The sequence below is a fragment of the Mesorhizobium sp. M0618 genome (assembly GCF_040320765.1).
Classification (GTDB): domain Bacteria; phylum Pseudomonadota; class Alphaproteobacteria; order Rhizobiales; family Rhizobiaceae; genus Mesorhizobium.
The window spans coordinates 53259-65861 of the sequence record NZ_JAMYQH010000012.1; the positions used below are offsets into that span (position 1 = coordinate 53259).

A 12603-nucleotide genomic window follows, 5' to 3' on the forward strand; every position below is an offset into this window, starting at 1 on the left:
TCAGAGATCGGCAAACACGTTTTTCACCGCATCGGCTGTCTTCGACACGACGATGTCGGCTTCCTCGCGGGTCAGGCAGAGCGGCGGCGCAAAGCCCAGAATGTCGCCCTGCGGCATGGCGCGGCCGATGACGCCGCTTGCGGCAAGCGCCGTCGCCACCTGCGGCCCGATCTTGAGCGAAGCGTCGAAGAACACCCGGTCGTCCTTGTCGGAGACGAACTCCACCGCCGCCAGCATGCCGTCGCCGCGGACGTCGCCGACATACCTGTGGCCGCCGACCGCCTTGGCCAGTTCAGCGCGCAATTAGGCGCCGGTCTCGCGGGCATTGGTCACAAGATCCATCTCGTCGATCAGTTCGAGATTGGCGACGCCGGCGGCAACGCAGATCGGATGCGCGGAATAGGTCCAGCCATGGCCGAGCGAACCGAGTTTGTCGGAGCCTTCAACCAGCACCTGCCACATCTTGTCCGCGACGATGACGCCCGACAGCGGCGCATAGGCCGAGGTCAGGCCCTTGGCGATGGTGATCAGGTCCGGCTTGATGCCGTAGTGGTCGGAGCCGAACATGGTGCCCAGCCGGCCGAAGCCCGTCACCACTTCGTCGGCGACCAGCAGCACATCGTACTTCTTAAGCACCGCCTGGATCTTTTCCCAATAGAAGGCCGGCGGCGGCACGATGCCGCCGGTGCCCAGGATCGGCTCGCCGATGAAGGCAGCGACCGTTTCCGGGCCCTCAGCCAGGATCATCTCCTCGAGCTTGTCGGCGCAATGCTGCGAAAATTGCTCCTCGCTCATCGAGCGGTCGGCGCGGCGGAAATAATAAGGCGCCTCGGTGTGCAGGATCGGCGCGCGCGGCAGGTCGAAGGCGTTGTGGAACAGGTCGAGCCCGGTCAGCGATCCCGTCATCACGCCCGAGCCGTGATAGCCGCGCCAGCGCGAGATGATCTTCTTCTTCTCCGGCCGGCCGAGCACGTTGTTGTAGTACCAGATCAGTTTGATGTTGGTTTCGTTGGCATCCGAGCCTGAGAGGCCGAAATAGACCCTCGACATGCCTTGCGGCGCGCGGTCGATGATCATCTTGGCGAGCGTGATCGAGGCTTCGGTGCCGTGGCCGACATAGGCGTGGTAGTAGGCGAGGTTCTTCGCCTGGGCGGCGATGGCGTCGGCGATCTTCTGGCGGCCGTAGCCGACATTGACGCAATAGAGGCCGGCGAAGGCATCGAGGCTCTTCCTGCCATTGTTGTCCCAGACGGTGACGCCTTCGCCGCCGGCCATGATGCGCGTCGGGCTTTCGCCCCGCGCATGCGTGCCCATATGCGTCGAGGGATGGAAGAAGTGGTCGCGATCCCAGGCGGCGAGTTCGTTGGACTGGTCGAGCATTCTTTTAACTCCTGACAAAAGGGTGATTCCGGTGCAGCTTAAGCTACATCGAGGCAGAGATATTTGAGATCGGTGAAAGCCTCGAGTCCGTGGCGCGAGCCTTCGCGCCCGATGCCCGATTGCTTGACGCCGCCGAACGGGATCGGCGCGCCGGTGATCTTGACGCGGTTGATGGCGACCATGCCGTAGTCGAGCGCGCGGCCCATGCGCTGCTGCCGGCCACCATTCTCCGTTACGACATAGGCGACGAGGCCATACTCGGTGGCGTTGGCGCGGGCAATCACTTCATCCTCGCTGTCGAACGGCGTCACGGCGGCAACCGGGCCAAACGTCTCCTCGCGCATGATCAGCGCCTCGTCGGAAACATCGGCCAGCAGTGTCGGCTGGTAGAACAGGGGGCCAGCCTGATGTCGCTTGCCGCCGGTGAGGCAGCGCGCGCCATGGGTCAGCGCGTCTGCGACCTGCTCTTCCACCTTCTTGATGGCGCGCTTATGCATCAGTGGCCCGATGTCAATGTCATCTGCAAGGCCATTGCCGGTCCGCAGCGTCTCGATGCGCTTGGCGAAGGCGGCGCAGAACCGATCGTAGATCGGACGCTGGACGTAAATGCGGTTGGCGGCGAGGCAGTCCTGGCCCGACGTGGCGAATTTGGCGTCGATGGCGATATCAACCGCTTTGTCCAGATCGGCATCGGCAAAGACGATCAGCGGGGCATGGCCGCCAAGCTCCATCACCAGCCGCTTCATGGTCGCAGCACTCTGCGCGGCGATCAGCCGGCCGATCTCGGTCGAGCCGGTAAAGCTCATGGCGCGAACGCGCGGGTCTTCGCACATCCGCCCGACGATGGTCGAAGCCTTGCCGGTGACGATGTTGAAGGCGCCTGCGGGCAGGCCGGCGCGCTCACCGAGTTCGGCCAGCGCCAGCGCCGACAGCGGTGTTTCCGAGGACGGATGCGCAACGATGGTGCAGCCGGCGGCAAGGGCTGCCGCAGCCTTGCGGGTCAGCATCGCCGACGGAAAGTTCCACGGCGTGACGATGCCGACGACACCGAGCGGCTCGCGCCGCACGATCATTTCGGCGTTCGGCAGATGGCTGGTGACGCTCTCGGCGTTCAGGCGTTTTGCTTCCTCGGCATACCACTCGATGAAAGAGGCGGCGTAGTCGATCTCGCCCAGCGATTCCTGCAGCGGCTTGCCCTGTTCCAGCGTCATCAGCAGAGCCAGATCATCCTTGGCGCCGATGATCAACTCGAACCATTTGCGCAGGATTTTGGAGCGCTCCCGCGGCAACAGCGACCGCCATGCCGGAAAGGAGCGTGCGGCGGCATCGATCGCCTTTGTCGTCTGCCGTGCATCTAGCGCGGCGACGAAAGCGACAGTCGTGCCGGTGGCCGGATCGGTGACCTCGAAGCTTTCAGCGGCTTCGCTTGCCGTCCAGTGGCCATCGACATAGGCGAGTTCACGCAGCAGCCGGCGGTCGGTCAGGCGGTCGAGCGCTTCATGGCGATGCGAGCGGGCGAAATGCGCGGACATGGTCGAGACCTCCCGGTTCGGACTGATGCGGGAAGACTATCCGCCCGATGCAGATAGAGAGGCTGTTTGGATGCCTCGAAGGAGAGAGACTCTCTCTTTTGTCCCGCCCCGACAGATGATCTCTCCGCCTTAAGCCGACGCCGGCAGCAGGTCGGCTATGGGCAGCGCGATCTCGTCCTTCACCGTCTTGGTGACGATGTAGGTGAAGTAGCGGTCGATGCCGATTTCCCGTTCGAGCAAGCCATCGACCAGCCGCTGATAGGCGTCGATGTCGCGCGCCATCACCTTCACCACATAGTCGACGCCGCCGCCGACAGACCAGCAGGCGACGATCTCGGGAACATCGCGGATGACGCGCTCGAAGCGGTCGAAATCGGCCTGGCGGTGGTTTGCCAGCGTCACCTCCATCAGGACGGTGGCAACGGGTGCGACGACGCGCATGGCGATCCTGGCGTGATAGCCCGAGACGATGCCGGCCTTCTCCAGCTTGCGCAGCCGCATCCAGCACGGCGTCGGCGACAGGCCGACCTGCTCAGCCAGCGCCAACTTGGTGATGCGTCCGTCGCGCTGGATGGCGTCGAGGATTTTCAGGTCGATCGGGTCGAGTTTCGCGGATGTCATCAGAGCTCACTTTTCGTCCGAGTACCATGACGGCGCATTATTTCGATTGTCAATTGCACTGATTTCGATCTCTAATAAGTCATGACATTGTGGCAACCCGATCCCGCGCTCATCCGGCGCCCGGCCTATCAATCGCTGGCCGACCAGTTCGCGCGCGCCATCCATGACGGGCGCCTCGCCAATGGCGCGCGGCTGCCGACCCATCGACGTCTGGCCGACGACCTCAAGCTTTCTGTGCAGACGGTGAGCCGCGCCTATGAGGAATTGATCCGCCGCGGGCTGATTTCGGGCGAGATCGGCCGCGGCAGCTTCGTCCAGACGCAGCGCCGCGAGCCGGAACCGCCCTATCTGCCGGAGCGGCTCGGCGAAGTCATCGATCTGTCGATCCTGAAGCCGGTCTGCGAGCCGATGCATCTGGAGCGGCTGAAGCAGGCGCTGGGCTGGCTGGCCGAGAACCTGCCGTCGAGTTCGGCACTGTCGTTTCGGCCCAACATGGTGTTTCCGCGCCACCGCGCGGTGGCGGTCGAATGGCTGAAACTGTGCGGTCTCGACACCTCCGCGCAGAACATCAGCCTGACCAACGGCGCCACCGCCGGCATGACGGTAGCGCTGATGAGTGTCGCCCCGCCGGGCTCGACGGTCGCCACCGAGGCGATCGGCCACCATACGCTGGTGCCGTTGGCACGCTATCTCGGCTTCAACCTGGAAGGCCTGCCGATCGACGACAACGGCCTGATCCCGGAAGCGCTGGACGAAGCCTGCCGGCTTTCCGACATCCGCGCGGTCTTCGTGCAGCCCTCGGTGATCAACCCGACGGCGACGTTGATGGATGCGCGGCGGCGCGAAGAAATCGCCGCGGTCGCGCGCAAGCACGACATCGCTATCATCGAGAACGATGTGCTCGGTCCGCTGGTCGAAGACCGGCCGCCGCCGGTTGCCGCGTTCGCGCCGGAGCGCACGCTCTACGTCACCTCCTTCACCAAGATCACCGTGCCCGGGCTGCGCATCGGCTATCTCGTCGCACCCGACCGCTATGTCGCCGCCGTCGCCAACCGGCATCTGGTTTCGAACTGGATGGCGACGCCGCTGGTGGCCGAGATCGCCACAAAATGGGTGACCGACGGGACGGCGATGGAGCTTGTCCACTGGCAGCGCGCGGCTTTGCGGCGCCGGCAGGATATTGCAGCGCAAGTGCTGGCGGGGGTCGGCTATCGCGCCCGGCGAGACGGGCTGCATGTCTGGCTGCAACTGCCGGCCGACCGCGCCGAGGAAAGCTTTGTCGCCCAGGCCCGCCTGCAGGGTGTGGCGATTGCACCCGGCACGTCCTTCCGTATTTCGGCTGCGCCGTGGCATCCGGCGGTGCGTATCTCGCTGGGTTCGACCACCGAGGGGGAACTGCGCGCCGGCCTCGGCGTTGTCACCAAGCTGCTGCTTGGCGATCCGGAACACCTGCTGCTCGCTATCTAGGCTGGGGTTGCTCGGAAATTGTGCGGAATTAGAAATAATTGTCATGATATTATTTTCTCAATTGACATGATTTAGCGCGTTCCGCATCGTTAAGAGCATAGACCTCTCCAGGACGGGGAACTGCAGTGCCCACGCCCATCATCAAGATCGACGCCATTTCAAAAAGCTTCGGCACTTTCAAAGTGCTGGACGGCCTGTCGATGCAGGTCATGCCTGGCGAAAAGCTGGCACTGATCGGCCCGTCGGGCTCGGGCAAGACGACAATCCTGCGCATCCTGATGACGCTTGAGCGCATCGATGGCGGTCATATCCAGATCGACGGCGAGCAACTCTACCACATGGAGCGCAACGGACAGTTGCTGTCCGCTGATGAGCGGCATCTGACAAGGATGCGCCAGAAGATCGGCATGGTCTTCCAGCTGTTCAATCTGTTCCCGCACAAATGCGTCATGGACAATGTCACGTTGGCGCCGATGCTGACCAAGGGCACGCCGCGTGCCGCCGCCGAAAAGCGGGCGATGGAACTGCTTGAAATGGTCGGCATGGCCGACAAGGCCAAGAGCATGCCGGCGCAGTTGTCCGGTGGCCAGAAGCAGCGCGTGGCGATCGCCCGGGCGCTGGCGCTGTCGCCAAAGATCATGCTGTTCGACGAGGTGACGTCGGCGCTCGATCCGGAGCTGGTCGAGGAGGTGATGAACGTCATGCGCAAGCTTGCCGCCGAGACCGACATGACCATGCTGCTGGTCACCCACGAGATGGGCTTTGCCCATGATTTCGCCGACCGGGTACTGTTCTTCGATCGTGGCAGGATCGTCGAGGAGGGCAAGCCCGACGAGATTTTCCGCAATCCCAAGCAGGAGCGCACGCAAGGCTTCCTGAAGAAGATCATCGCGGCCGGACATCGCGTCTGACCGCAATGCCTAGGGCGACGAAGTCGTCCCGAGGTGGCGATGGCCGCCTCGCAACAAAGCAAGACAAGAAACAAGGAGTTGGGAACAATGAACAAACTTGGCATTCTGGCCGGCGTTGCCGGCCTTGCACTGACGGCGGTGCTGGCCGCCTCGAGCGTGGGTTCGGCCGACGACAGCAAGCTCGAACAGCTCAAGGCGCAAGGTTTCGCCCGCCTCGCCATCGCCAACGAGCCGCCCTATACGGCGGTCGCCGCCGACGGCAAGGTTTCGGGTGCCGCGCCTGATGTGGCCCGCGAGATATTCAAGCGGCTCGGCGTCGCCGACGTCGCCGCTTCGATCTCCGAATATGGCGCCATGATCCCTGGCCTGCAGGCCGGTCGCTTCGATGTCGTCACCGCCGGCCTGTTCATGAAGCCGGAACGCTGCGCCGCCGTCGTCTATTCCGAGCCGGTGCTTTGCGATGCCGAGGCGATGTTGGTGAAGAAGGGCAATCCGAAGGGCTTCAAGAGCTATGAGGATGTCGCCAAGGATACGACTGCGACCATCGGTGCGCCGGGCGGCGGCACCGAGGAGAAGCTCGCGCTCAATGCCGGCGTGCCACGCGATCGCGTCATCGTCGTGCCGGATGGCCAGAGCGGCGTGAAGATGCTTCAGGATGGCCGCATCGACGCTTATTCGCTGCCCGTCCTGTCGATCAATGATCTGGTCAAGAAGGCCAACGATCCGAACCTCGAAGTCATCGCTCCGGTGCAGGGCGCACCGGTCTATTGCGACGGCGCCGCCTTCAAGAAGGGCGACGAGGCACTGCGCGACGCCTTCGACGTAGAACTGGCCAAGATGAAGAAATCAGGCGAGTTCGCCAAGATCATCGAGCCCTACGGCTTCTCGGCGGCGGCCGCGATGTCGACCAGCCGCGACAAGCTCTGCGCGGCGAAGTGAAGTAAGGAAGACCCCTTCATCCGGCCCTTCGGGCCACCTTCTCCCCGCTGGGGAGAAGAGGCTGGCGCCGACGCTGGTGGTCTCCTCTCCCCGCCGGGGAGAGGTCGACCGAGCGTAGCGGAGGCCGGGTGAGGGGGCTTCGACCAAACGTCCAGGTGGAACAGTACATTAGATGACCCAGTGGTCCGGCTATTTCGGCCTGATATTGCAGGGAGCGCTTGTCACCATCGAGCTGACGCTGATGGGGTCGGTGCTTGCGCTGTTCATGGCCTTTCTTGCCGGAATGGGGCGGCTGTCGCGTTTCTTCGGGCTGCGCGCGCTGGCTACCGCCTACATCGAATTCTTCCGCGGCACCTCGATCTTCGTGCAGTTGTTCTGGGCCTATTTCGTGCTGCCCTTCATCGGCATTTCGCTGACCCCGTTGCAGGCCGGCGTGCTGGCGCTCGGCCTCAATGTCGGCGCCTATGCCGCCGAAGTGGTGCGTGGCGCCATCCAGTCGATCGGCCGCGAACAGTATGAGGCCTGCACAGCGCTCAATCTCGGCCGCTGGCAAGGCATGCGCCACATCATCCTGCCGCAGGCGCTGCTGGTGATGCTGCCGACTTTTGGCAACAATGCCATCGAATTGCTCAAGGCGACCGCCGTGGTGTCGCTGATCTCGCTCACCGACCTGACCTTCCAGGCGCAGGTGGTGCGCGCCCAGACCGGCAACACCCTGGTGCCGTTCACCACCATCCTGATCATCTATTTCGTCCTCGCCCTGCTCATCTCGTGGGGCGTGCGCTCGCTGGAACGACGCATGGCGCGCGGCCTCGATGGGGTGCGTGCCTGATGGCCAATTCCCTTCTGACAAATTGGGCTTGCTGATGGAGTGGGATTGGAACTTCGTCTGGGAAATCATGCCGACGCTGATCCAGGGGGTGAAGATCACCATCCTGGCGACGCTGCTCGGCTCGGTGCTGGCGGCGATCGTCGGGCTTGGCATTGCGCTTGCGCGCCGCTCGCCCAACAAAGCGCTGTCGCGCACGGTCGGCTTCCTCGCAGAGTTCATCCGCGGCACGCCATTGCTGGTGCAGCTCTATTTCATTTTCTACGTGCTGCCCGACATCGGCATCCTGCTGCCGCCGCTGGTCGCCGGTGTCATCGGGCTCGGGCTGCACTACGGCACCTACACGGCGGAAGTTTATCGCGCCGGCATCGACAATGTGCCGCGCGGCCAGTGGGAAGCGGCCAAGGCGTGCAATCTGAGCGCCACGCAGACCTGGACCAACATCATCATTCCGCAGGCTATCCCGCCGATGATACCGGCGCTCGCCAATTACTTCATCGCCATGTTCAAGGAAACGCCGCTGCTGTCGGCAATCACCGTGCTGGAACTGATGAACCAGGCCAAAAGCGTCGCCAACACCTACTATCGCTATATCGAGCCGATCACCCTGGTCGGTGCTTTCTTCCTGGTCATCAGTCTGTTTTCGGTCGTGCTGCTGCGCTGGCTGGAACGCCGCTACGGCAAGATCGAGAGGTAGCCGATGAAACCCTTGCCCGAGATCAAGGTCTACCCGAAACGGTCGGCGCTGGATGCGCGCCCGCTGGAGCGGCGCGTCGGCCTGATTATCCTGGCCACCGACCATACCAGCGAACCGGATTTCCGCCGCATGGTGGCGGGCGAGCGGGTCGGCGTCTATGTCGCGCGCATTCCCTATGCCAACCCGACGACGCCTGAAAACCTGCGCAAGATGCAGCCGGCGCTGACGGCGGGCGCGGCCCTGATCCTGCCGGACGAGAAGCTCGATGCCATCTGCTATTCCTGCACTTCGGCCTCGGTGGTGATCGGCGATGCCGAGATCGAGGCGGCGATCCAGGTCGCAAAGCCCGGCGTGCCGGTGGTCACACCGCCGATGGCGGGCGTGCGCGGGCTGCGTGCTCTGGGCGCAAACAAGATCAGCATTCTCACTCCCTACACGGTCGAGACATCCAGGCCGATGGCCGCCTATTTCGCCGCGCGCGGCTTCGAGATCGTCAGCTTCACCTGCCTCGGCTTCGAGGACGACCGCGAGATGGCACGCATCGCACCGGCAACGCTTGTCGACCTGGCGCGTGAAGCGACCGACGCCAGCGCCGATGCGCTGTTCGTGTCCTGCACGGCGCTGCGTAGCGCCCTCGCGGTCACCGGCATGGAAAATTCTATTGGACGTCCCGTGGTGACCAGCAACCAGGCGACCGCCTGGAATTGTCTGCGGCTTTGCGGAGATGACACGCCGCATCCCGAATTCGGCCGTCTGATGACGCAGCCATTGGCCGTCTGATTGATGATCATGACACAGGTCACTCTTGAGCACATTCGCGCCGCGCGTGAGCGCATTGCCGGTAAAGTCGAGCGCACGCCGACCGTGCTATCCCAAAGTCTTTCCGAAGAGCTGGGCGTCCCCGTTCACCTCAAGCTCGAACACCGGCAGACCACCGGCAGCTTCAAGCTGCGTGGCGCCTCGAACGCCGTCGCCTCGCTGAGCGCCGAACGGAAGGCGCGTGGCGTGGTCGCGGCCTCGACCGGCAATCACGGCCGCGCGCTGGCGCATGCGGCGAAGCTTGAGGGCATGCGCGCGGTGATCTGCATGTCGCGGCTAGTGCCTCAAAACAAGCTCGACGAGATCCGCCGGCTCGGCGCGGAGGTCCGCATTATCGGCGACAGCCAGGACGATGCCCAGCAGGAGGTCGATCGGCTGGTGGCGCAAGAGGGGCTGGTCATGCTGCCACCCTTCGACCGTCCCGACATTATCGCCGGGCAAGGCACGCTCGGGCTTGAGATGATCGAACAGGTCCCGGATGCTGCCCTCGTTCTGGTGCAGTTGTCGGGTGGCGGGCTCGCCTCAGGCGTTGCCGCGGCGATCAAAGGCGTCAGCCCCCGGACAAAAGTCATCGGTGTCTCGATGGCGCGTGGCGCGGCGATGAAGGCCAGCCTCGATGCGGGCCAGCCGGTGCTGGTGGAAGAATTGCCGACGCTGGCGGATTCGCTCGGCGGCGGCATCGGCCTCGACAACCGGCTGACCTTCGCCATGTGCCGCGACCTGCTCGACGATGTCGTCCTGCTCAGCGAAGAAGAGATCGCCGCCGGCATCCGCCACGCCTATGCGCAGGAGCGCGAAATCGTCGAGGGCGCCGGCGCGGTCGGTATCGCCGCACTGCTCGCCGGCAAGATTACGGCGAACGGGCCGGTGGTTGTGCTTCTTTCTGGCCGAAACATTGATACGGAGCTGCATCGGAAAATCGTCTGCGGTGACACTTCGATAAATGCGGGTCGCGCCGGATGAAACGTCTTTCACGCCGAGTTTCTTCACACCCCCCTCTGTCCTGCCGGACATCTCCCCCGCAAGGGGGGAGATCGGCAGCTTCGATGCTGCCGCTTTTCTTGCGGCGTCTGAGATTGGGGAAGGCAAAGATGAAGTCCAATCTCCCCCCTTGCGGGGGAGATGTCCGGCAGGACAGAGGGGGGTGTGACAGAACGCTGTCCTTTGCAGAGCTTGCCACTCCGGAGCGCGCCGCATGAGCCGGATGACCATCCTTACCGAGAAAGAGTTGCGGGCGATCGTGACACTCGATCTCGATGCCGTCGCCTGCATTGAAAACGCTTTCCGCGCGCTCGCTACCCTGCCGGTGGCGATGCCACCGATCCTGCGACTCGACATTCCCGAGCATCGCGGCGAGGTCGACGTGAAGACCGCCTATGTGCCTGGCATTGACGGTTTCGCCATCAAGATCAGCCCCGGCTTCTTCGACAATCCGAAGCTCGGCCTGGCCAGCGTCAACGGCATGATGGTGCTGCTGTCGTCCAAGACCGGGCTGGTCGAAGCACTGCTGCTCGACAATGGCTATCTCACCGACGTCCGCACGGCTGCTGCCGGCGCCGTCGCCGCCAAACATCTGTCGCGGCAGGACTCGTCCGTTGCCGCGATCTTCGGCGCCGGTGTCCAGGCCGGGTTGCAATTGGAAGCCCTCATGCTGGTGCGGCCGATTGCCGAGGCGCGCATCTGGGCGCGCGATGCGGCAAAGGCCGAGGCGACCGCCGGAGCCCTGCGCGAAAAGATCGGCATCGTCGTGCGCGCTGAATCCGACGCGGCAAACGCGGTCGCCGGCGCCGACATCATCGTCACCACCACGCCGTCGACCGAGCCGCTGATCAAAGCGGGGTTTGTTACCGCCGGCCAGCACATCACCGCGATGGGCTCCGACGCCGAGCACAAGAATGAGATTGCGCCGGCAATCCTGCGCATGGCCGATCTCTATGTCGCCGACAGCGCCCGCCAGACGCGGCGGCTGGGTGAGCTGCACCATGCCATCGCGGCGGGTGTGATGGCTGGAGATGCGGAGGTGACCGAACTCGGCCAGATCATCGCCGGCGAAAAACATGGCCGGCGCTCGGCCAGCGACATCACCATCGCCGACCTCACCGGCACTGGCGTCCAGGACACGGCGATCGCCACGCTCGCTCGAGACCGCGCGCGGGTGGTGAAGGCGGGAACCATTTTCGAAAGCTGATACCGGCCGCAAGGCCCAACAAACGAGGACCAAGAACAATGCAACCGAACCTGAGATTCTCGCGCGGCGAATACGCGGATCGCCTCGCGAAGACACGCAAAGCCATGGAGGTGAAGGGCGTCGATCTTCTTGTTATCAGCGATCCTTCCAACATGGCCTGGCTGACCGGCTACGACGGCTGGTCGTTCTATGTGCATCAGGCGGTTATCGTGCCGCCTTCGGGCGAGCCGGTCTGGTACGGCCGCGGCCAGGACGCCAACGGCGCCAAGCGCACCGCCTATCTCGCGCATGACAACATCGTCGGCTATGCCGACCACTATGTGCAGTCGACCGAGCGCCACCCGATGGATTTTTTGGCCAGCGTGCTTGCGGATCGCGGCTGGGGCAAGCTGACAGTCGGCGTCGAAATGGACAATTACTGGTTCTCGGCGGCCGCCTTTGCGTCGCTGCAGAAGCATTTGCCCAATGCCCGCTTTGTCGATGCCACCGCGCTGGTCAACTGGCAGCGTGCGGTGAAGAGCCCGACCGAGATCGACTATATGCGCAAGGCGGCCCGCATCGTCGAAGCGATGCACCAGCGCATCTTCGACAAGATCGAGGTCGGCATGCGCAAATGCGATCTCGTTGCCGAAATCTATGATGCCGGCACGCGCGGCGTTGACGGTATCGGCGGTGATTATCCGGCGATCGTGCCGCTGCTGCCGTCGGGTGCCGATGCCTCGGCGCCGCATCTGACCTGGGATGACAGACCGATGAAGCGGGGCGAGGGCACCTTCTTCGAGATTGCCGGCTGCTACAACCGCTATCACTGCCCGCTGTCGCGCACCGTCTTCCTCGGCAAGCCGACGCAGGAATTCCTCGATGCCGAGAAGGCGACGCTGGAAGGCATGGAAGCGGGGCTGGCCGCGGCGAAACCCGGCAACGCCTGCGAGGACATTGCCAACGCCTTCTTCGGTGTCCTCAAGCGATACGGCATCATCAAGGACAACCGCACCGGCTATTCGATCGGGCTGTCCTATCCGCCGGACTGGGGCGAGCGCACGATGAGCCTGCGTCCCGGCGACCGCACCGAACTGAAGCCCGGCATGACCTTCCATTTCATGACCGGCCTGTGGCTGGAAACGATGGGACTGGAGATCACCGAGTCCATCCTGATCACCGAAACCGGTGTAGAGTGCCTGGCCAATGTGCCGCGTAAGCTGGTGGTGAAGGATTGAGCC

General features: G+C 63.8%; 11 protein-coding genes and 1 pseudogene. 9 read left to right on the forward strand and 3 right to left on the reverse strand.

The window, feature by feature from the left end:
- From NKJ04_RS14860 to NKJ04_RS14870, 3 genes and pseudogenes are all read right to left on the reverse strand, one after another.
- Positions 1 to 1380: pseudogene (locus NKJ04_RS14860) on the reverse strand (aspartate aminotransferase family protein).
- Between the two features lie 38 nt (positions 1381 to 1418).
- Positions 1419 to 2912, reverse strand: coding sequence for an NAD-dependent succinate-semialdehyde dehydrogenase (locus NKJ04_RS14865; RefSeq protein ID WP_352675983.1), 1494 nt, complete (start codon positions 2910 to 2912; stop codon positions 1419 to 1421).
- 129 nt (positions 2913 to 3041) lie between these two features.
- On the reverse strand, positions 3042 to 3533 hold the full coding sequence (locus NKJ04_RS14870) for an Lrp/AsnC family transcriptional regulator (RefSeq protein WP_023809051.1): 492 nt from the start codon (positions 3531 to 3533) through the stop codon (positions 3042 to 3044).
- A gap of 81 nt (positions 3534 to 3614) precedes the next feature.
- On the opposite strand from NKJ04_RS14870, the gene ehuR reads away from it, so the two are divergent.
- The 9 genes from ehuR to doeA all read left to right on the forward strand — a co-directional run bounded on the left by ehuR (position 3615) and on the right by doeA (position 12600).
- Positions 3615 to 5000: a MocR-like ectoine utilization transcription factor EhuR gene (ehuR, locus tag NKJ04_RS14875; RefSeq protein WP_352675986.1), complete on the forward strand. Its 1386-nt coding sequence runs from the start codon at positions 3615 to 3617 to the stop codon at positions 4998 to 5000.
- A 125-nt stretch (positions 5001 to 5125) separates the two neighbouring features.
- Positions 5126 to 5911 carry an ectoine/hydroxyectoine ABC transporter ATP-binding protein EhuA gene (gene ehuA, locus NKJ04_RS14880; RefSeq protein WP_127292802.1) on the forward strand — a complete coding sequence of 262 codons (786 nt, stop codon included), beginning with the start codon at positions 5126 to 5128 and terminating at the stop codon, positions 5909 to 5911.
- A gap of 87 nt (positions 5912 to 5998) precedes the next feature.
- On the forward strand, positions 5999 to 6850 hold the full coding sequence (gene ehuB / locus NKJ04_RS14885; protein WP_352675991.1) for an ectoine/hydroxyectoine ABC transporter substrate-binding protein EhuB: 852 nt from the start codon (positions 5999 to 6001) through the stop codon (positions 6848 to 6850).
- A gap of 172 nt (positions 6851 to 7022) precedes the next feature.
- Complete coding sequence (ehuC, locus tag NKJ04_RS14890) at positions 7023 to 7682, forward strand: ectoine/hydroxyectoine ABC transporter permease subunit EhuC (RefSeq protein WP_352675993.1); 660 nt, start codon at positions 7023 to 7025, stop codon at positions 7680 to 7682.
- Between the two features lie 34 nt (positions 7683 to 7716).
- Positions 7717 to 8376, forward strand: coding sequence for an ectoine/hydroxyectoine ABC transporter permease subunit EhuD (gene ehuD / locus NKJ04_RS14895; protein ID WP_352440712.1), 660 nt, complete (start codon positions 7717 to 7719; stop codon positions 8374 to 8376).
- Between the two features lie 3 nt (positions 8377 to 8379).
- The gene (eutA, locus tag NKJ04_RS14900) at positions 8380 to 9156 is read left to right on the forward strand and encodes an ectoine utilization protein EutA (protein WP_352675995.1); all 777 of its coding nucleotides are present in this window, start codon (positions 8380 to 8382) and stop codon (positions 9154 to 9156) included.
- Between the two features lie 9 nt (positions 9157 to 9165).
- A complete protein-coding gene (gene eutB, locus NKJ04_RS14905) occupies positions 9166 to 10158 on the forward strand; it encodes a hydroxyectoine utilization dehydratase EutB (RefSeq protein ID WP_352675996.1) in 993 nt (330 codons plus the stop codon).
- 232 nt (positions 10159 to 10390) lie between these two features.
- The gene (gene eutC / locus NKJ04_RS14910) at positions 10391 to 11383 is read left to right on the forward strand and encodes an ectoine utilization protein EutC (RefSeq protein WP_352675997.1); all 993 of its coding nucleotides are present in this window, start codon (positions 10391 to 10393) and stop codon (positions 11381 to 11383) included.
- Between the two features lie 38 nt (positions 11384 to 11421).
- On the forward strand, positions 11422 to 12600 hold the full coding sequence (gene doeA, locus NKJ04_RS14915; protein ID WP_352553619.1) for an ectoine hydrolase DoeA: 1179 nt from the start codon (positions 11422 to 11424) through the stop codon (positions 12598 to 12600).
- Positions 12601 to 12603: the final 3 nt, after the last annotated feature.

What these genes read in the sequence shown, in the direction of transcription:
- NKJ04_RS14870 (WP_023809051.1), bottom strand. Translation starts at nt 3,533, where the DNA reads ATGACATCCGCGAAACTCGACCCGATCGACCTGAAAATCCTCGACGCC.
- eutB (WP_352675996.1), top strand. Translation starts at nt 9,166, where the DNA reads ATGACACAGGTCACTCTTGAGCACATTCGCGCCGCGCGTGAGCGCATT.
- NKJ04_RS14865 (WP_352675983.1), bottom strand. Translation starts at nt 2,912, where the DNA reads ATGTCCGCGCATTTCGCCCGCTCGCATCGCCATGAAGCGCTCGACCGC.
- ehuD (WP_352440712.1), top strand. Translation starts at nt 7,717, where the DNA reads ATGGAGTGGGATTGGAACTTCGTCTGGGAAATCATGCCGACGCTGATC.
- doeA (WP_352553619.1), top strand. Translation starts at nt 11,422, where the DNA reads ATGCAACCGAACCTGAGATTCTCGCGCGGCGAATACGCGGATCGCCTC.
- ehuR (WP_352675986.1), top strand. Translation starts at nt 3,615, where the DNA reads ATGACATTGTGGCAACCCGATCCCGCGCTCATCCGGCGCCCGGCCTAT.
- eutC (WP_352675997.1), top strand. Translation starts at nt 10,391, where the DNA reads ATGAGCCGGATGACCATCCTTACCGAGAAAGAGTTGCGGGCGATCGTG.
- ehuC (WP_352675993.1), top strand. Translation starts at nt 7,023, where the DNA reads ATGACCCAGTGGTCCGGCTATTTCGGCCTGATATTGCAGGGAGCGCTT.
- ehuB (WP_352675991.1), top strand. Translation starts at nt 5,999, where the DNA reads ATGAACAAACTTGGCATTCTGGCCGGCGTTGCCGGCCTTGCACTGACG.
- eutA (WP_352675995.1), top strand. Translation starts at nt 8,380, where the DNA reads ATGAAACCCTTGCCCGAGATCAAGGTCTACCCGAAACGGTCGGCGCTG.